Annotated in this window: 22 protein-coding genes; 9 read left to right on the plus strand and 13 right to left on the minus strand. The window is 50.4% G+C overall.

The genetic code is table 11. The features are described from left to right. Window positions 1-9 precede the first annotated feature (9 nt). Genes ACF8D4_RS22595 through ACF8D4_RS22615 form a run of 5 tightly spaced genes read left to right on the plus strand, consistent with a single transcriptional unit; the run spans window position 10 to window position 2,784 of the window. On the plus strand, window positions 10-381 hold the full coding sequence (locus ACF8D4_RS22595) for a hypothetical protein (RefSeq protein ID WP_392469063.1): 372 nt from the start codon (window positions 10-12) through the stop codon (window positions 379-381). Further along, window positions 378-1,466, plus strand: a complete 1,089-nt coding sequence (locus tag ACF8D4_RS22600) for a phage N-6-adenine-methyltransferase (protein WP_392469065.1) — start codon at window positions 378-380, stop codon at window positions 1,464-1,466. Before ACF8D4_RS22595 ends, ACF8D4_RS22600 begins: the two co-directional genes overlap by 4 nt. Beyond that, on the plus strand, window positions 1,463-2,299 hold the full coding sequence (locus ACF8D4_RS22605) for a DNA adenine methylase (protein ID WP_392469068.1): 837 nt from the start codon (window positions 1,463-1,465) through the stop codon (window positions 2,297-2,299). The genes ACF8D4_RS22600 and ACF8D4_RS22605 overlap by 4 nt, the downstream gene beginning before the upstream one ends. 9 nt (window positions 2,300-2,308) lie before the next feature. Further along, window positions 2,309-2,566, plus strand: coding sequence for a hypothetical protein (locus tag ACF8D4_RS22610; RefSeq protein WP_392469071.1), 258 nt, complete (start codon window positions 2,309-2,311; stop codon window positions 2,564-2,566). Continuing rightward, window positions 2,563-2,784 carry an AlpA family transcriptional regulator gene (locus tag ACF8D4_RS22615; RefSeq protein ID WP_025009557.1) on the plus strand — a complete coding sequence of 74 codons (222 nt, stop codon included), beginning with the start codon at window positions 2,563-2,565 and terminating at the stop codon, window positions 2,782-2,784. Before ACF8D4_RS22610 ends, ACF8D4_RS22615 begins: the two co-directional genes overlap by 4 nt. A 135-nt stretch (window positions 2,785-2,919) precedes the next feature. On the opposite strand, the gene ACF8D4_RS22620 is transcribed toward ACF8D4_RS22615, so the two are convergent. Both ACF8D4_RS22620 and ACF8D4_RS22625 read right to left on the minus strand, forming a co-directional pair. After that, window positions 2,920-3,816, minus strand: coding sequence for a hypothetical protein (locus ACF8D4_RS22620; RefSeq protein ID WP_392469074.1), 897 nt, complete (start codon window positions 3,814-3,816; stop codon window positions 2,920-2,922). A gap of 11 nt (window positions 3,817-3,827) precedes the next feature. Next, window positions 3,828-5,021 carry a tyrosine-type recombinase/integrase gene (locus ACF8D4_RS22625; RefSeq protein ID WP_392469076.1) on the minus strand — a complete coding sequence of 398 codons (1,194 nt, stop codon included), beginning with the start codon at window positions 5,019-5,021 and terminating at the stop codon, window positions 3,828-3,830. 178 nt (window positions 5,022-5,199) lie between these two features. On the opposite strand from ACF8D4_RS22625, the gene sbcB reads away from it, so the two are divergent. Together sbcB and cdd are read left to right on the plus strand one after the other, a co-directional pair. Continuing rightward, window positions 5,200-6,618 (plus strand): exodeoxyribonuclease I, encoded by a 1,419-nt coding sequence (gene sbcB / locus ACF8D4_RS22630; protein ID WP_392469079.1) that lies wholly within the window; start codon window positions 5,200-5,202, stop codon window positions 6,616-6,618. An 89-nt stretch (window positions 6,619-6,707) separates the two neighbouring features. Beyond that, window positions 6,708-7,604, plus strand: a complete 897-nt coding sequence (gene cdd / locus ACF8D4_RS22635) for a cytidine deaminase (protein ID WP_045283753.1) — start codon at window positions 6,708-6,710, stop codon at window positions 7,602-7,604. A gap of 64 nt (window positions 7,605-7,668) precedes the next feature. Here cdd and ACF8D4_RS22640 read toward each other — a convergent pair whose 3' ends face one another. From ACF8D4_RS22640 to yceD, 11 genes are all read right to left on the minus strand, one after another. Continuing rightward, window positions 7,669-8,547, minus strand: a complete 879-nt coding sequence (locus ACF8D4_RS22640) for an NAD(P)-dependent oxidoreductase (protein ID WP_144190511.1) — start codon at window positions 8,545-8,547, stop codon at window positions 7,669-7,671. Between the two features lie 254 nt (window positions 8,548-8,801). Then, complete coding sequence (locus ACF8D4_RS22645; RefSeq protein ID WP_025009552.1) at window positions 8,802-9,281, minus strand: acyl-CoA thioesterase; 480 nt, start codon at window positions 9,279-9,281, stop codon at window positions 8,802-8,804. Window positions 9,282-9,351: 70 nt separating this feature from the next. Then, window positions 9,352-9,720, minus strand: a complete 369-nt coding sequence (locus ACF8D4_RS22650) for a hypothetical protein (RefSeq protein WP_025009551.1) — start codon at window positions 9,718-9,720, stop codon at window positions 9,352-9,354. A 160-nt stretch (window positions 9,721-9,880) separates the two neighbouring features. Beyond that, complete coding sequence (gene fabF / locus ACF8D4_RS22655; protein WP_028779317.1) at window positions 9,881-11,119, minus strand: beta-ketoacyl-ACP synthase II; 1,239 nt, start codon at window positions 11,117-11,119, stop codon at window positions 9,881-9,883. Window positions 11,120-11,311: 192 nt separating this feature from the next. After that, the gene (gene acpP, locus ACF8D4_RS22660) at window positions 11,312-11,545 is read right to left on the minus strand and encodes an acyl carrier protein (RefSeq protein ID WP_006081231.1); all 234 of its coding nucleotides are present in this window, start codon (window positions 11,543-11,545) and stop codon (window positions 11,312-11,314) included. A 163-nt stretch (window positions 11,546-11,708) separates the two neighbouring features. Further along, window positions 11,709-12,455, minus strand: coding sequence for a 3-oxoacyl-ACP reductase FabG (gene fabG / locus ACF8D4_RS22665; protein ID WP_025009550.1), 747 nt, complete (start codon window positions 12,453-12,455; stop codon window positions 11,709-11,711). A 10-nt stretch (window positions 12,456-12,465) separates the two neighbouring features. Next, a complete protein-coding gene (gene fabD, locus ACF8D4_RS22670) occupies window positions 12,466-13,392 on the minus strand; it encodes an ACP S-malonyltransferase (protein ID WP_025009549.1) in 927 nt (308 codons plus the stop codon). A 129-nt stretch (window positions 13,393-13,521) separates the two neighbouring features. After that, window positions 13,522-14,481, minus strand: coding sequence for a beta-ketoacyl-ACP synthase III (locus ACF8D4_RS22675; RefSeq protein ID WP_144221097.1), 960 nt, complete (start codon window positions 14,479-14,481; stop codon window positions 13,522-13,524). A 9-nt stretch (window positions 14,482-14,490) separates the two neighbouring features. Continuing rightward, window positions 14,491-15,519, minus strand: coding sequence for a phosphate acyltransferase PlsX (gene plsX / locus ACF8D4_RS22680; protein WP_025009547.1), 1,029 nt, complete (start codon window positions 15,517-15,519; stop codon window positions 14,491-14,493). A gap of 15 nt (window positions 15,520-15,534) precedes the next feature. Continuing rightward, window positions 15,535-15,705 (minus strand): 50S ribosomal protein L32, encoded by a 171-nt coding sequence (rpmF, locus tag ACF8D4_RS22685; protein WP_025009546.1) that lies wholly within the window; start codon window positions 15,703-15,705, stop codon window positions 15,535-15,537. 16 nt (window positions 15,706-15,721) lie between these two features. Further along, window positions 15,722-16,246: a 23S rRNA accumulation protein YceD gene (yceD, locus tag ACF8D4_RS22690; RefSeq protein ID WP_025009545.1), complete on the minus strand. Its 525-nt coding sequence runs from the start codon at window positions 16,244-16,246 to the stop codon at window positions 15,722-15,724. Between the two features lie 275 nt (window positions 16,247-16,521). On the opposite strand from yceD, the gene ACF8D4_RS22695 reads away from it, so the two are divergent. After that, window positions 16,522-17,169 carry a nucleoside triphosphate pyrophosphatase gene (locus ACF8D4_RS22695; protein ID WP_044734364.1) on the plus strand — a complete coding sequence of 216 codons (648 nt, stop codon included), beginning with the start codon at window positions 16,522-16,524 and terminating at the stop codon, window positions 17,167-17,169. A gap of 211 nt (window positions 17,170-17,380) precedes the next feature. Further along, window positions 17,381-18,394 (plus strand): PAS domain-containing protein, encoded by a 1,014-nt coding sequence (locus ACF8D4_RS22700; RefSeq protein ID WP_392465024.1) that lies wholly within the window; start codon window positions 17,381-17,383, stop codon window positions 18,392-18,394. Window positions 18,395-18,602: the final 208 nt, after the last annotated feature.

The following is an 18,602-nucleotide window of genomic DNA, read 5'->3' on the forward strand; positions in this document are numbered from 1 at the left end:
GAGGCCGACATGGACTGCCAATCAACTCGCACCCGCACTGCCCGTAAACCGCACCAATGTTGTGAGTGCCACAGCACCATCAACCAGGGCGAGCAATATGCCTTTACCTCAGGTGTATGGAACGGCGAACCCGCCAGTTTTAAAACATGCCACAACTGTTGGGAAATACTTGCACAAACATCACGTTATGTGAATTTAACAGCAAGTGAATGTGATGACTATCCCTACTTTGGTGGATTGGTTCAATGGTTTGATAACCGCATTACCTGCGATTTCCAAGGCGAGGCCTTTGTTTTGGAAATGGCCGAGGCCCTCCAAGTGCCGCCACAGCAGTTAGCCACCCTACTCTGCATTGAGTTAACCAAGGAGGCAGCGGCATGAAGGGCGAAATCGATTTAACGGGCAGCAGCTATGCCAAACGCCTATCTGAGTTGAAGGCGAAGCCTTGCCATTTACTCAAAGAGGTCGGTGACCAATGGCGCACACCTCCTGCACTATTTTGGGGTGTTTTCACTAAGTTTGGTCCATTTGCATGGGACTTGTTTAGCGACGGCGATAATGCCAAATGCCCGAACTTCTACACGGCAGAAGATAACGCCTTGACCAAAGACTGGGCAAAGGACTTAAACGGCCGCAAAGGCTTTGCTAACCCACCATATTCACGCGGCAGCTACGAGGACGGGCAAGCCATTACTGGAATGCGTAACATCATCGATAAGTCGATGCTCGAGCGTGATAAGGGCGCCAAGTTCGCCTTTTTAATCAAAGCTGCAACCTCTGAAGTGTGGTGGCCAGAGGGCGCGGATCACGTCTGCTTTATCCGTGGACGTATTAGCTTTGACCTACCAGATTGGTTTAACCCTGCCGATAAAAAGCAAGAGGCCTCTAGCGCCGGATTCGCCTGCGCTATCGCTGTGTTTGATAAGGACTGGCACGGCGAACCGTTTAGCTACGTAAACCGAGACGACTTACTACGCGACGGACAGGTAATGCTCGACATGATATGTGCTGCAGCTAAGAGTCTCAGAGCAGCTGGTTCTGAAGCTGGCACTGTTGACCCAATTGAACCTGATAAGCAATGGGCAGCACCGGATGACCGTTGGCATTCGTCGGTCACCAGCTTAGTAAATAGCATTCTTGATCTGCATCCAGAATTTAAAAAGCGAAGCATTCGCGACCGGTTGTGTGATGAGGCAACAGAACTCAGATCCAATAAGGTTGGCTACGATGACGCCCAAACAAAAATAATCTCACTGATGAAAGAGATTGGTACGCAAAAGACTGCCAACAACGCCTGGCCTGTAGAGGTCAAGGATCTAGTTGAGGCTGCTTTGGATGTTGAACCATGCGAACCAACAGACAATTTTTATCAAGCCCTGTGCGTTATAGCTAATGAGCGACTGTGGCAATGGGAAAAGAAAGAAGTTATCGACTACCTGGTTATCCATTTGAGGGAGGCAGCATGATCCAAGTAACTAAGCCAGCGCTACGATATCACGGTGCTAAGTTTCGCCTAGCCCCATGGGTTATCAGCCACTTTCCAGATCATCGTTGTTATGTTGAACCATTTGGCGGTGCTGCAGGTGTATTACTTCGCAAACAGCCAAGCCATGCAGAGGTATACAACGATCTTGATAATCACATTGTTACCTTCTTCCGCGTGTTGCGCGATCCTGGTCTACGAGAGCAGCTGCAAAAAGCCTGTGTCATGACGCCATATAGCCGAGAAGAATTTATTTTAGCCTGTCAGCAATGCGATATGAATGACCAAGTAGAAGTCGCTAGACGAGTTGTTGTTAGAGCGACTATGGGGTTTGGTGTTGCAGCTGGAACGCATGGTAACACCGGTTTTAGAACTGACACGCGCCGTAAATATGGCACAGCTATGCAGCTGTGGTCAGAGTACCCAGGAAACCTAGCAATGCTAGGAGCTCGCTTTGCTGGTGTGTTAATTGAAAATCGGCCTGCTATTCAGGTGATGCAGGCACACGACACTATAGAAACACTGCACTACATCGACCCACCTTACATGCCAGAAACCCGTTGTAGCCGCAACCGTTACTACCGCCATGAAATGACAATTGAAGATCATGAGAAATTACTAGCTTCAATGAAGCAGCTGGAAGGCATGGTGATTATCAGTGGCTATAACAGCGAGCTATACAACGACATGCTTCCAAGTTGGCGAGTTGAAAAAAAACAAGCTCGAATATCTGCCGGCAGAGGCACAGGCCTGCGCACAGAGTGCTTATGGATAAACCCAGCTGCTACTGAAGCTTTAGCAAGAATGGCCGCTTAAGGAGACGATATGGACCAGATAGCAGAACTCTACAAACGCGGCCTGAGCTTTGAACGAGTAGCCGCTGAACTGCAGTTGCCTGTTCATCGAGTAAAGCGCCACCTGCAAAGCTTGGGGATCACCCGCTCACGTATTGAGGCGGTGGCCATGGCAAACAAGCAGCAAGAGCAACGGCCGAGTTACTTGGATATTGCAGAACGAAAGGAGGCGGCCCCTTATGCCCGCTTCCTGCATCAAATGGATCAATTGAGGAGGAAGGCAGCATGAGTAATGAGCAACAGCAAACAACCCAACTGGTAATACAGCACACAGAAGAGAAACTGTTTTTAACCACCAAAGAGGTAATGGAACGTTACCGGCTTTCCAGCCCCACAACACTGTGGAACTGGCGCCGTAAAATTGGTTTCCCCGCTCCTATTCACAACGGGAGGTTTTACTCGAGAAAGCAGCTGGAAGCTTGGGACAGAGAGCAAGAGGCGGCTTGAGGAAGTTAATTAGTTTTGCGGTCATACACCACTTGCTGGCGCATGGCCGCAACTAAAAACTGTATCAGTTCACTAAATGACGTACGCTAACAATCTCAAAAAAAAGTGGAACTATCCTCTGACAATTGTCAAAGTTTAATTGGCTCTCGCATCAATCGCAGAGATCTTTTGATTAATATTATTACGCTTTAACTGACTAAAGTGTGACTTACTGAAATCATTCCAAGATACGAATGAAATCAATTTTTCTTTATCGGCTGATATAAGCACAACACCTGATTCGGTATTTAAAATAATTGAGTGTTTTGAAGAGTCACGAAGTGTCACCTCTGAAGTATTAGTGATGTGCTCACCTCTATAATAACCAACTGATACCGAAATCAAAATCACAAAAACACCAATTTTCCCCACAAAAACACTAAGCACATGGTTTTTCATTTCATTAAATATAGAAACTGATAAACCCGAGCTTACATTAAAACTATTGTCTTCGACTTTTCTAAAAACCCTCTTATTTACGATAGTGTGCAATAGATAGAATACAACAAAAACAATCGTATACCAGAAAAGGATTGCTATTATTTTTAGCAAATTCTCAAGCCCCACATAAAAGCCTGAAAAGACACAAGTAATCAAAAATATTTTTGTGATCAAGTGACTAAGGATTCTGTACAAAATGACATTGGCATTTTCTAAAGCAAAAATAATTTTATTCAAGGATGAAAAAATCATCTGTACTGCTTTATTATCTGTGTCGATATGGTACAGAGGCTGTCTTACATCTCCACTCATCACGCTCAAAAGATAGTGTATAAATATATTAACAAGCGCACTAGAAAGAACATAATAAAGAGCTGCAACGGTCACATGACCGGCAAACGATTTAGCATCGACCAGTGAAAGTATATTAATGTCAAAAAAGTAAATATATGCCACAAAGGTTGAAGAAAGGGATGATAAAACCAAAATGATATTACCCCCTAGCTTTTTAAAATCAACCTCACCAAATAATCTAATAAACCTGTTATTCATAGTCGCCAAATTTAATAACTCTGTAAGCTGCTTGATGGAGTACGTAGTAATTTCTTACTCCACATCTCATATGCTTTTGTTTGTTCATCAAGCCAATCATGCTTGTTATATACCGCCATTACCCCGCCGAGCACATGGCCAAGCATTTTCTCGGTAACATGGGGCAATACCCCTACTTCACTGAGCCTTGTAGACAGAGTGCGACGAAAATCATGCAAGCGCCAGTGTGGGATATCCATTCTGGCACGTATTTCACGCACTAACTTATTGACCGATGCTACTCCCAGGGGCTTTCTGTGTTCATTAGGGGCCGGAAAACTCCACTCTGACTGATACAGTGACCACTGCTGCTGCAGAATGGCCAGTAAGTCTTCCGTGATTGGCCTGCGAACAGGCAAATTAGTTTTACTATTTTCAGCAGGTACTGTCCAGACCATGGATTCCAAATCAAAATCAGCACGTTTTGATTTCAACAGCTCAGAGATCCTTGCCCCGGAGTACAAGCAAGCCTTTATCGAGTTGATAACTGTAGTAGTTGCACGGCTTTTATCTAACTCAGCGAGTATTTTATGGCACTCGGGAAAGGTCAGTACCCTGTCACCTACCTTGGAGGGTGAACCAACATCAGATACACGCAGTTGAAGTACATCAAGATTAGAGATCATCTGCCGGCGAATAGCCCAATTGCATATTGCTTTTATGTGCTTGAGCATAGCGCCTGCAGTTACCCGGCTGGTTTTGGCGATACCGTCGAAGAAATCGATCCACTCACTCATAGTGATTCTTTCAACTGGCTTACCGGGGAATGCGTTGAACAGATAAGCATTGAACGCAGAACGATAGATAGCAACTGTGCCCGGCTTTAACCCTGGGGCCCGTAGCTCTAAGAATGCCTCACAGATATCTTTCAGTGTGGGCATACCTTCTTGGGTAGTTCGGTGTTTCCAGTAAAGGCGTGGGTCTGTACCATTACTCAATACATTGCGGATTTCAGGAATCAGCTGCCTCGCTTCTGCAACCTTTAAGTCGGGATATCGGCCAACAGATAACCGACAAGGCTTTCCTTGCCAGCGAAAACGCCACTGCCATGTTATAGTGCCCTGAGGTGTGATGCGTACCCCAAGGCCATCACGGTCTGAAAGCTCGGGTTTACCCTGATATGGTTTGCCAAGAATCGCGCGTAACTTAGCATCAGACAACGACATTTCACTAACCTGTGTACATATTTTAGATTAAGCATAAGTTAGCTTGAGCAACATGTACACAGGTATGTACACACATGGGTTCAAACGGTCTTAAAATCTGGTGAAAACAAATAAACAAGCATGGTCAGCGTTGGCGATATTTATCAGATAGTTGAGCAGAATATTTGAAGAGTTATAAATGACAAGAAACAACGATACAATGCCAACAATATTCTGGCATGATTATGAAACATTCGGTGCTAATCCGGCGAAAGACAGGCCGGCGCAGTTTGCCGGGATACGTACCGATCTGGAGCTGAACATCATTGGCGAGCCCGAGACCTTTTACTGTCAGATAGCCAGCGATTACCTGCCCTCTCCCGAGGCGATCCTCATCACAGGGATCACGCCGCAACTGGCAAATGGCAAAGGGCTGCCGGAAACCGAGTTTATGGGGCGGATCAATGCCCTGTTCAGCCAAGCCAATACCTGCGTCGCCGGCTACAACTCGCTGCGATTTGATGATGAGGTCAGCCGTTATGGTTTTTACCGTAACTTTATCGATCCCTATGCCAGAGAATGGCAGCAAGGCAATTCCCGCTGGGACATTATCGATCTGGTTCGGGCCTGCTATGCCCTGCGCCCGGACGGGATCAACTGGCCAACCAAAGAGGACGGCTCTCCCAGTTTCAAGCTCGAACATCTGACCCAGGCCAACGGACTCGGCCATGAAAAGGCTCACGATGCCATGTCAGATGTTTACGCCACCATAGCCTTGGCCAAACTGATAAAAGAGCAACAACCAAGACTGTTTGACTACTATTTCAAACTCAGACGCAAGCAGGCAGTCTCTGAGCAAATCGATGTACTCAATATGCAACCCTTGGTGCATATCAGCTCCAAGATCCCGGCGACTCAGGGCTGTGCCACTCTCATTGCCCCTGTGGCCCATCATCCGGAGAACAAGAATGCCATTGTCTGCGTTAACCTGCATATGGATATCAGCCCGCTGATTGAATTGGATGTAGACAGCATTCGCGAGCGCCTCTATACACCAAGAAGCGAATTGGCAGAAGATGAATTACCCATACCTGTCAAACAGGTGCATATCAATAAGTGCCCCTTTATTGCCACCGCCAAGACACTGACCGATGAAGCCGCCGAGCGGATTGGATTTGACAAGGCCTTTGCCCGCGAGCAATACAAGCGCCTGCGCCAGCATCCGCAGATCCGCGCCAAGCTGGCAAGTCTGTTTGATACCCCAAGGGACAACCAGAGTACAGATCCGGATCTTATGCTCTACAGCGGAGGTTTTTTCTCTCCGGCAGATAAGGCCAAGATGGAAATGATCCGCCATACCGCCCCCGATAATCTGGCGGCGCTGGATCTCAGCTTTGACGACCCCAGACTCAAGGAGATGCTGTTTCGTTATCGTGCCCGCAACTATCCTTCGACACTGACGGACAAAGAAACACTGCGCTGGCATGAGTTCTGTCAGCAAAGGCTCAACGATCCGGATTATGTCATTCGCTTGGAAAATCTGTTGGAAGAAACTGCCGAAAATGAAAGTCACCAGCGACTTCTCAAGGCTCTGGTGCAATACTTACAGGCGCTTTAACGGAATTTTGCGAAGCCAGTCCCGTTTCCACTGTAACTTCCTGACTAAACTGGATAACCATTAGCTTAACATTTAACAAGGAATGGCCAATGCAAGACAGATTTGTAAACAGCCTGAACCAGTTGCCCAAAGCACTTGCCGAGCAATTGGTGCCACTGCTCAACGATGAGTTCGCCGGTCATCTGGATGCACAGCAGCTGAGTGAGTTGGCCAAGGCCAGCGGCCTTGGTGATGATGAGTTACTGCTGGCGCTCTTGCCTATTGCTGCGGCACTGGCCAATCCGCCAATCAGTGAGTTCTATGTCGGCGCCATCGCCAAAGGCAAGAGCGGTGATATCTATATGGGCGCCAATATCGAACTGCCGGGTGAAGCCTTGTGCCACTCGGTTCACGCCGAGCAAAGCGCCATCAGTCATGCCTGGCTGAGCGGTGAAAGCCAGGTAGTCGATATCATAGTCAACGAGAGTCCCTGCGGCCACTGCCGTCAGTTTATGAATGAGTTAGTGGCCGGGCAAGAGATCCGTATTCACCTGCCCAAGCAGCCTACAGCGCCTTTGAGTCATTACCTGCCCTACGCTTTTGGCCCCAAAGATCTCAATGTCACCACGCCTTTGCTGAGTAAACAACAGGTAAACCTGGCGCTTGAGAGCTCCGATCCTATGGTGATTGAGGCGCTGGATCACGCCAGCCTCAGCTATGCCCCGTACAGCAAGAGTCATTGTGCGGTAGTACTGGAAACGGCTGATGGCGCCACCTTCTGTGGCCGTTACGCCGAGAACGCCGCCTTTAACCCATCCATGATGCCAATGCAGATGGCACTGTCGACCCTGCTGCGCCATAACCGCAGCTTCAGTGAAATCAAACGGGCACTGCTGCTGGAATCGGCCGATGGCAAAATCTCTCTGGTGGGAGCCAGCATGGACGCCCTGCACGCTGTGGCGCCTGTAGAGCTGGAACATATAGTGGTCAGCCCCGAGCCCAACTGATAGCAGACTCAAAACCCAAAAAGGACAGCTGAAGCTGTCCTTTTGTTATCTCCAATCGCTGGCCTTACTTATTACGGCACTTCTCCTGGCGAGCCATCAGACTGGAAGTATCCCAGCGGTTACCACCCATGGCCTGCACTTCTGCGTAGAACTGATCAACCATGGCAGTCAGCGGCAAATGCGAGCCATTGCGTCTGGCTTCATTGAGTGCTATGCCTAAGTCTTTGCGCATCCAGTCCACCGCAAATCCAAAATCATACTCACCCTTCAACATGGTCTTGTGACGATTTTCCATTTGCCAGCTCTGGGCCGCGCCTTTGCTGATCACCTCAACCACCTTCTCGCCATCGAGCCCGGCGCTCTTGGCAAAATGCATGGCTTCGGCCAAACCTTGTACCACCCCGGCAATGCAGATTTGATTGACCATCTTGGTCAACTGCCCGGCGCCAACATCTCCCAATAGTTCGGCGCAGCGGGCATAGGCAGCCATCACAGGTTTTACCCGTGCAAATACCGCCTCAGAGCCGCCGGCCATAATGGTCAATACCCCATTCTCGGCACCGGCCTGACCACCGGAAACCGGCGCATCCATAAAAGCGATGTCCTTCTCGGCCAGCAAAGCGGCCAACTCCCGCGCCACGTCGCATGAGGCAGTGGTGTGATCGACAAAGATACTTCCCGGAGCCATACCATGTACTGCGCCCTCTTCACCCAGTACGACCTGGCGTAAGTCATCATCATTGCCGACACAGGCAAAGACAATATCCTGTCCCTCGGCGGCTTGGGCCGGAGTCGCGCAGCAGCGCCCACCAAACTCTGCCGCCCAGGCTTCAGCCTTGGAGAAAGTACGGTTGTAAACAGTGACCTGGTGCCCCTGTTTTTGCAGATGCCCAGCCATGGGATACCCCATAACACCTAGACCGAGAAATGCGACATTCGCCATGATATTTCCTTGATTGTTTTAAGTGCGGGAACAGGCTGGCCCGATTGCCGACCATGCTTCAAAACCTTTGGCGTAAAGCCAAGGTTTTGGTTTAAAGCAAAATTCTTAGTTTAAACCAAAGCCGAGAGTGACAATTCGAGCCGATGTTTAAGCCGCATTTTGCCATGGGGCAGCGTAAAGGAGAAGTTGATACGGGCAAACTCAGCATCCCGCATACAGAAAAGAGCCACGAATGTGGCTCTTGAAATCAACACTTAAGGATGAACGTGCGCTTCCATTTCCGCGCCGATTTTCTTGCGCATCTCCATCAACTTGATTGCCGAATCCCTGAGCTCTATGTCTCTTGCCGATGTCGGCTGCCATTCAGGTACAGGCGTAGGTTTACCTTCATCGTCTACCGCCACCATGATGACAATACAGTGAGTGGTCAGATGGCGCTCGGAATCCTTGGGATCGCCGGCCTTTACGTCCAAACCTATGTGCATGGAGGTGCTGCCGGTATAGATCACCTTGGCGCTCACCTCCACTATATTGCCCACATGAATAGGTTTGACAAATCTGATCCCACCGGCATAAACCGTGATGCAGTATTTACCGCTCCAACCGGCCGCACAGGCATAGGCCGCCAAGTCAATCCACTTCATTACTGCGCCGCCGTGTACCTTGCCGCCAAAGTTGACGTCAGCGGGCTCGGCTAAAAACCTCAGGGTTATCTGTCTCTCTGTTCCTGCCATGGGATCCTCTCATCAGGCTTGGCGATCTGCTGACCGCACCTGGCTGAGAGTGTACGCGAAAATTTCGCAATCACCCAAACTTACATACCAGGAAACTTCCGCCAATCACCAGAGGTAAGGCCAGCCGATAGATCCAAAGCTGCAATTTGCTGCCGATAAAACGGGACAGATGAAACAGCGAGTAAATGCCCATCGCCAGCAGGAAGATGCCAAGCACCTCTACCCCGGCTATCACATCGGCATCGCCGCCGGCATAAACCGCTGCTGTCAGCAAGGCAAACCAGAGCACTGTATAGGCAGCTATGGCCAAACTAAAAGTGCGAACACCAATTTCCATCGCCGGTTGCCAGCGGCTGTTTTCGCCCCGCACCAACTCGGTTAAATTGGCAGCAATCGCTCCGACTACGGCCATAACAGGAAACATTGCAGGATTGAGCATAGTGAAAACTCCAGAATCATTTGGCGGGATTCTGGCGCTATATTCAGGGAATGCCAATAGAGATGAACAAAGGTTAATTCTGGGTTTAGCTTGAGAATATGACTAACTGATTTTAAAGATAAAAAAAGCGCCATCTGGCGCTTTTTCAAGAGGTTGTATCTTAAACTCGCTTCAGCAACAAAGAGCCATTGGTGCCACCGAACCCGAAAGAGTTACATAGCACATGCTCTACTTTGGTCTGACGTGCGGTATGGGCAACAAAGTCCAGATCGCAACCTTCGTCCGGATTGTCCAGGTTGATGGTAGGCGGAACTACCTGATCTTTAAGGGCCAATACAGAGAAAATGGTTTCCACTGCACCGGCAGCCCCGAGCAAATGACCCGTCATTGACTTGGTGGAGCTCACCATCAGCTTATAGGCATGATCGCCAAAGATGGACTTCACTGCCGCCGCTTCGGCCTTATCGCCTGCCGGCGTAGAAGTACCGTGAGCGTTGATATAATCTATGCTTTCGGGTGCCAAGCTTGCATCTCTCAGTGCATTTTTCATGGCTGCCGCAGCGCCGGCGCCATCGGCTGGCGGTGAAGTCATATGGAAGGCATCGCCGCTCATACCGAAACCGACCAGCTCGGCATAAATCTTGGCACCGCGAGCCTTGGCGCGCTCATACTCTTCCAGCACCAACACCCCGGCGCCGTCGCCGATAACAAAACCGTCTCTGTCTTTATCCCATGGGCGGCTGGCCGCCTGAGGGTCATCATTACGGGTAGACAAGGCCTTGGCCGCGGCAAAGCCCCCCACGCCCAGAGGACAAGTCACATCTTCAGCGCCACCGGCAACCATCACATCGGCATCGCCATAAGCTATGGTACGGGCTGCGAAACCTATATTGTGAACCCCGGTGGTACAGGCAGTTGTCACCGCAAAGTTAGGGCCGGTCATGCCGTACATGATGGACAGATGACCGGCAATCATATTGATGATGGTGCTGGGCACAAAGAAAGGGGAAATTTTACGTGGGCCACCGGCCATTAAGGCGCTGTGGTTTTGCTCAATCAACCACATGCCGCCCATACCGGCGCCGATAGCGGTTCCAACTCGGGTCGGATCTTCTTTATCCATCTCCAATCCGGAATCACGCATGGCCTGAATGCCGGCAGCCATACCGTACTGAATAAAGAGGTCCATCTTGCGGGCGTCTTTACGAGACAGGTACTGCTCTACGTCAAAATCTTTGACTGAGCCTGAAAAACGGGTGCTGAATTCGCTGGCATCAAACTTGGTGATAGGCGCGATACCGCTCTGACCTGCCAGCAAGGCTTGCCAGGTGCTGTCCACTGTGTTGCCGACCGGGGTCACCAGACCCAGGCCAGTGATAACGACTCGACGTTTAGTCACTGTGTCCACCTTAGATTAACGGGTGAGTTACCATGATAGGCCAGGCTGTTGCAGCCTACCATTGCCGCCGGCCAGCAGCCGAATGGTCACAAGACACGATAATGCATCGGCTGATACTGGTACAACCAGAAACTGACGGGGCGAAAACAAAAACAGGCGGCAATTATGCCGCCTGTTTTCTGGAATTCTGGATTACTGATTCTTGGAAACGTAATCGATCGCTGCCTGAACGGTAGTGATTTTCTCAGCTTCCTCATCAGGGATCTCGGTATCAAACTCTTCTTCCAGAGCCATAACCAACTCAACAGTGTCCAGAGAATCTGCACCCAGATCGTCTACGAAAGAAGCTGCTGGCTTAACGTCTTCTTCTTTAACGCCCAGTTGCTCTACGATGATTTTCTTTACACGTTCTTCGATGTTGCTCATTAGTTTTCTTTCCTATTCAAATTACGCACTTGCGTAAGATTGCGAGTAGTTTATTAGATTTGACCAACATTGCAAGCCTAGAATTCGTGGTCTAACCACGATTTTAGGCCCTCAATTGCTGCAGATCACCACCCAATTGCGACAGTATCCCTGCCATTCGCCCTTAAACCATATACATCCCGCCATTTACATGCAAGGTTTCCCCTGTGATGTAAGCGGCGGCATCCGAGGCCAAAAAGAGCACGGCGTTGGCAATTTCCTGTGCCTGACCCAAGCGTCTCATTGGAACCTGGGACATGATGGCCTGTTGCTGATCTTCTGTCAGCTCATCCGTCATATCTGTCTGGATAAAACCAGGAGCAATAGCATTAACTGTAATTTGACGAGATGCAACCTCTCTGGCGAGAGATTTTGTAAATCCGATCAAACCCGCTTTGGCCGCAGAGTAGTTCACTTGGCCCGCATTGCCCATGGTACCTACCACAGAGCCGATATTGATGATACGACCATGACGTTTCTTCATCATTGAGCGCATCACTGGCTTGGATAACCTGAAAAGAGATGTCAGGTTGGTGTCCAGGATATCCTGCCACTCATCCTCTTTCATCAGCATCAATAAATTGTCACGGGTGATGCCAGCATTGTTTACCAGAATATCAACATCACCGGCTTTTTCTTTGATCGAGGCAAATAAATTTTCAACAGATTGTGGATCTGTGACATTCAGCACCAAACCATGGCCCTTATCGCCCAGATAAGCCGAGATGGCTTCAGCGCCGCGCTCACTGGTTGCGGTACCAAATACTGTGGCACCGGCCTCGGCCAGAGTAGTGGCAATCGACTTGCCAATGCCACGACTGGCGCCGGTAACCAGGGCAATCTTGCCGCTTAAGTCTAATGTTACGCTCATGAAAAGCTCCTTATTCGATCAATGCAGCCAGAGAAGCGGCATCGTTGACTGCCTTGGCAGTAAGGGATTTATTAATGCGCTTGCAAAGCCCGGTCAAGACTTTACCCGGACCCACTTCATAGAGCTCAGTGACCCCCATGGCCGCCATGGCTTCAACGGTTTCAGTCCAGCGCACCGGGCTGTAAAGCTGACGTACCAAAGCATCACGGATATCAGCGGCAGCTTGTGGCTGGGCGACATCCGCATTGTTAATCACGGGAATTTGCGGCTGGCTAAATTCGATGTTACCCAGTGCACTGGCCAGTTTATCGGCGGCAGGCTTCATCAAAGCGCAATGGGAAGGCACGCTCACAGGCAAGGCAACCGCCATTTTGGCGCCTGCTGCCTTACAGGCTGCGGCGGCGCGCTCAACCGCGGCTTTTTCACCGGCAATCACGACCTGGCCTGGGCTATTGTAGTTAACCGGGCTAACCACAGCGCCTTCGGCGCTGTCTTCACAGGCCTTGGCAATGGCGTCGTTATCCAGGCCTATGATGGCAAACATGGCGCCGGTTCCGGCAGGAACCGCTTGCTGCATCAATTGACCACGCAGTTCAACCAACTTAACTGCATCGGTAAACTTGAGCACCCCGGCACACACCAGCGCCGAGTATTCACCCAAACTGTGGCCTGCCATCATGCTGGGCGCGGATTTGCCGGCCGCTTGCCAGGCGCGATACAGGGCGACACTGGCGCTCAGCAAGGCAGGCTGGGTCTTGTCAGTCTCGTTAAGAGTTTCGGCCGGTCCCTGCTGCACCAGTTGCCACAAGTCGTAACCCAGTACTTCACTGGCTTCACGAAAAGTCTCGGTCACGACCGGATAGCCTTCGGCAAGATCGGCAAGCATGCCAACAGCCTGAGAACCTTGTCCCGGGAACACGAAAGCGAAGTTTTCCATATTCATTTACCTATGATTGCAGGCAGCAAAGCTGATGCCGCTGCCCGAGTCCACTGATCTGCCCGGCAGATCAACTTGTATGCATTGAGACGTCCCGCTCACTTACGCGAAGAAAGCAGGCACTGAATATCAGAAGCGAACCAAGGCGCTACCCCAGGCAAAACCGGCACCGAAGGCTTCAAGCAGCAAGAGTTGCCCGCGCTTGATGCGGCCATCGCGCACCGCTTCGTCCAGTGCAATCGGCACTGAGGCAGCTGAAGTATTGCCATGTTTGGCCAGCGTCAGCACCACTTTATCAAGACTCATGTCCAATTTCTTGGCTGTAGCATTAATAATGCGGAAATTGGCCTGATGTGGCACCAGCCAATCTATTTCTGACTTGTCGACGTTATTCAATCTCAGGGTTTCTGTCACCACATGGGACAACTGAGTCACGGCGACCTTGAAGACATCGTTACCCTTCATGGTCATAAAGCCCACGGCTTCGGAGGTTTCTCCGGCTCTGGGTGGAAAGGCACATTTGAGCAGATCGCCCTGACGGCCATCGGCATAGATATGGGTAGAGATGATCCCCGGCTCTTCACTGGCGCCCACCACGGCGGCACCGGCACCATCACCAAAGAGAATAATGGTGGTTCTGTCTTCCGGCTCACAGAGTCTGGAAAGCACATCGGCGCCTATTACCAGCACTTTCTTGGCCGCACCGGTTTTCACGAACTGATCGGCAACCGACAGCGCATAGACAAAGCCGGAACAAGCGGCTGCGACATCAAATGCCGGAATGGTATGAACCCCCAACATGGCCTGCACTTCACAAGCGGCTGCCGGAAAAGCGTTTGCCGCACTTGTGGTGCCGCAGATAATCATATCGAGTTCACCGGCTTCGATGCCTGCCATTTCAATGGCCTGCAGCGCCGCCTGATAACCCATAGTGGCAACCGTTTCACTGGCATCAGCGATCCGACGCTCAGAAATACCCGTGCGCTCAACAATCCACTGGTCACTGGTTTCCACCATTTTTTCCAGATCCTGATTGCTACGCACCTGCGCCGGCAGATAACTGCCAGTTCCAAGAATTTTTGTATGCATAAGGAGAAATCAGCTGTTTATATCTAAAAGTATCGACTCGAGACGCTGCTTGATCATCTCAGGGAGTCGACGTCTTGCTTCAGTGACTGCCAAGCTAATCGCTTGTAAATAGGCAGTTTCATCCGCATTCCCATGGCTCTTGACGACTATTCCGCGCAATCCTATCAGACTTGCTCCGTTATAGTGGTCGGGGTTCATCTGTTTAAGCACGCTTTGAATACTGGGAGCCAATAATTTGGCCAACATGCGTACAAAAAAGCCTCGGGTCAGCCCTTCCTTAAGCTGATGGATCAACAGTCTGGCAATGCCTTCTGAAGTTTTCAGGGTAATATTACCGACAAAACCGTCGCAGACAATCACATCGACTTTGCCTCGGTAAATCTCATCCCCTTCGATAAAACCTTGATAATTGATTTGAGGAGTATGTTGCAACAACTGGGCCGCCTGCTGCACCTGGTCGTTGCCTTTGATCTCTTCGCTACCGACATTGAGCAGCGCAACCTTGGGTCTGGGTTGTTTGGTCACGGCTTCGCAGAGTACTGAACCCATGACGGAAAACTGGAACAGAGTATCTGAATCACAGGAAACATTAGCCCCGAGATCCAGCAGATAGACTGGCTTATGATTGATAGTGGGAAGACAACTGACCAAAGCGGGTCTGTCTATGCCAGGCAGCGTCTTTAGTACCACCTTGGCCATCGCCATCAGCGCGCCGGTATTTCCCGCACTGACACACGCCTGGGCCTCGCCTCTATGCACCGCATCCAGCGCCTGACGCATTGAGCTGTCACGCCGGCAACGCAAAGCATGCACTGGCCTGTCGGACATACTGACCACTTCAGTGGTATGCCTGAGTTCTATTCTATCTGTAATGTCTTGCCCGGATTGGGCGAGGTATGGCTGTATCTGGTCTTGGTCACCAACCAGAATAAACCTGAGATCTGGATATAATTTAAGTGCCTGCAGGGCTGCAGGCACAGTCACGTGGGGGCCATGGTCGCCACCCATCGCATCTAACGCAAGCGTCAGACTCGTCATAAGACAATCAACAACTTACTTGTTGATTACCTTTTTGCCACGGTAGAAACCGTCAGCAGTCACATTGTGACGACGATGCAGTTCACCGCTGGTAGCGTCTACAGACAGCTGAGCAGTGCTCAGTGCATCGTGTGAACGGCGCATACCGCGCTTTGAACGAGATTTTTTATTCTGTTGTACAGCCATTGATCTGTCTCCTGGATTACTTGCTCTTCAGTTTTTCTAACACTGCAAACGGATTTGGACGCTCCTCTTGAGCGGCTTCAATCTCGCCTATAGCCACATCCTTGGAACCTGTATGACATTCATCTACGTCATGGGTAGGTATCAAGGGCATAGCCAGTATCAATTCATCTTCAATCAATTGATGCAGACGAACTTCGCCAATTTCATTACACTCAATAGGGTCATACGCATCCGGGAGCTCATCGATTTCAGCTTCATTCCGGCAAGGACTGAAACTAAACTCGACCGTAACCTCTGTGGTAAATAGTGTCATGCAGCGTTGACATAGCAGAGTGAGCTCCGTCACAGCCTTCCCTTTCAGGTAGACTATCCCCTGTAAATCCACACCACACTCAATTGACACTGTCACATCGGAACAGTCGCCGGCACATAATTCATTCAATCGCTTCAGTTGCGTACCAGGAACAACACCTTGATAGCTAAGGCGGCTGGTCGCAGCACGAATGGGATCAATTGAAACCGGTATCTTTACTGTTTGCATAAGGCGCGCATATTATAGTTTGAAACCGCCGGAGTCAAAGGAAAAATGATGATGAGGCTCGCAAAGGAAACAAAACCTGTGCGCTCCCAGCCATCATAGGCCTGTTCCAACGGGTTCGAAATTGACGGACGCAGAATTCTACCCAAGCACAGGGCTCTTCACAAGCCGTTGCCGCGCAAAATAAAGCCAGTCATCTCATCCCCAAGCCACTCTTGCCAGGCATTGGCAAATTTGGCGACAATATCCGGCTCCCACATCGCTTTGGAACCCAAGATATGACCCACCAAGATGACAGCACCCAGGCTGCGGTATCACCCACAGAACCTCAGTTGATTTTAGCCTCAACCTCCAGCTATCGAAAGGCACTATTGGCAAAATTGGATTTGGCGTTTGAGTGTGTAGCTCCCGAAGTGGATGAAACGCCCCTGCCTGAAGAAACCGCCTTTGATTTGGTCAAGCGTCTGGCGGCAGCCAAAGCGCAGGCCGGGGCAAAGCGGCTAAGCAACGCACTGGTGATAGGTTCTGATCAGGTCGCTGTGATTGATGGTCAAATCGTCGGCAAGCCACTGACTGAAGAGAAAGCCTGCAAACAATTACAGGCAGCCTCGGGGAAAAGCATCACCTTTTATACCGGGCTGGCGCTCTTTGACAGCCGCAGCGGCCAAACTCAGGTGGAAGTCGAACCTTTCACTGTGCATTTCAGAAACCTGAGCCAAGATGAAATCGCCGACTATGTTCGCCGCGAGCAACCGCTCTGGTGTGCCGGCAGCTTTAAGTGTGAAGGCTTGGGCATCGCCCTGTTTCGGGCCCTTGAAGGACGGGATCCCAACACACTAATAGGTTTACCCTTAATCCTGCTCACCGAAATGCTCTCCCGTCAGGGTATAAAAGTATTGGGAGATGCTGCGGCGCCAGTAAGCTGAAGACTCAGGCGCTGCCTCTTACCTGTACCTATTCCCTCCTACAGACTTGCCAAGGCACATGTGGCACTGTGATGCAAGATGATACGGGTGTCGGATGGGTCTGAATCTTATCACAACAAGGTAAATTGAAGTGCGTCAGCGCGGCTTTCGCTCTACACTAATAACAATTAATCAACATATCTCTTTTGATGATCCCTTGTAGAGTGAAAAGATGACAGATACCGAAGAAGCCTTGGCTCTACTGGCTGCTCCCTGCACAGATAAACGCTTTTTTCAACGGGCACTGCGCGCACTCGCCTTGGTGACCCAATGTCGCTGGGCCGGCTTTGGCCGACTCAAAAACGATTCCCAAGGTGAGATCATCGCCTTTTGTGACAACAAACAGTCTCTGCCTGCTTTTGAGTTTGAATTGGCCGGCTCTCCCTGTGAGTCCCTCTATCAACAACAGGAAACCAGCACTCACATACTCCACGCCCGTGATCTGCAGAAACGATTTCCCCATTTTGCCATGATCCGCGAGATAGGCGCCCAGAGTTATCAGGCCGAGTTGATCCTCGGCAGTGATGGCAAACCGGTCGGCCATATTTTTGTACTCGACACCCTCCCCCAGGCCGAAAGCGCCAAGTCAAAAGAGTTTTTCCGGATCTTGGCCCAGCGTATCGGTCTCGAATATCACAGAATGTTGGTCAGTCGCGAGCTCGCCATGCACAAGCAGATGATAGCCACCACAGATCATCTGTTGGCATTTATCGGTACCGATTACTGTTACCGTATGGTCTCCAAAGGGTATGAGCAGCTTTTCAACCGCGTTCAAGAGGAGATCATAGGTAAGCATATTGCTGAACTGCACGGTGTAAGCGCGTTTGAGAAGAAGATCAGGCCGCTACTTGAGCGGGCCTTTAACGGCGAAACGCCGGAAGCCAATCAGTGGTTGCATCCACCGCATCTGGCCGCGCCGTTGCTGATGAGTGTACGACACTCACCCTGCATCAATGATGCCGGCGAAATTTGCGGCGTCATAGTCTCGTCCCACGACATCACCCGTCTGTCGGCGCTGGCCTTGTCCAGCCTGGGCACTGAGCCATTGGATCTTAATAGCGGGAGCCTTGGTGCAAAGGACTTGAGCACAAAGAACCTGAGCAAAGAGAACTTGAGCGCAGAGCCCCCAAACGCGAATAACCTGAGTCCCCAATTGGGCCAGGAGTTGAAAACCGCCAATTCCTGAACTTGCACTTCACTTTATTTAGGGAAGGTACGAACAAGTCCCATGTGTGCTCTGCGTCGGCTTACAGGCCTGGATGCAAGGCGTGGTTCGCAGCAAATGGCCCTAGTCCTTTGCAAGAAGCGCAACACAGCAGGCAGGCTTGTAAGCCACGCCCTTCGGGGCTTTCACAGCAACCGGCTTTCTGCGTTATCCGACTTCGACAGGCCCC

Source organism: Shewanella sp. YQ_9 (assembly GCF_043103185.1).
GTDB lineage: Bacteria > Pseudomonadota > Gammaproteobacteria > Enterobacterales > Shewanellaceae > Shewanella > Shewanella algae.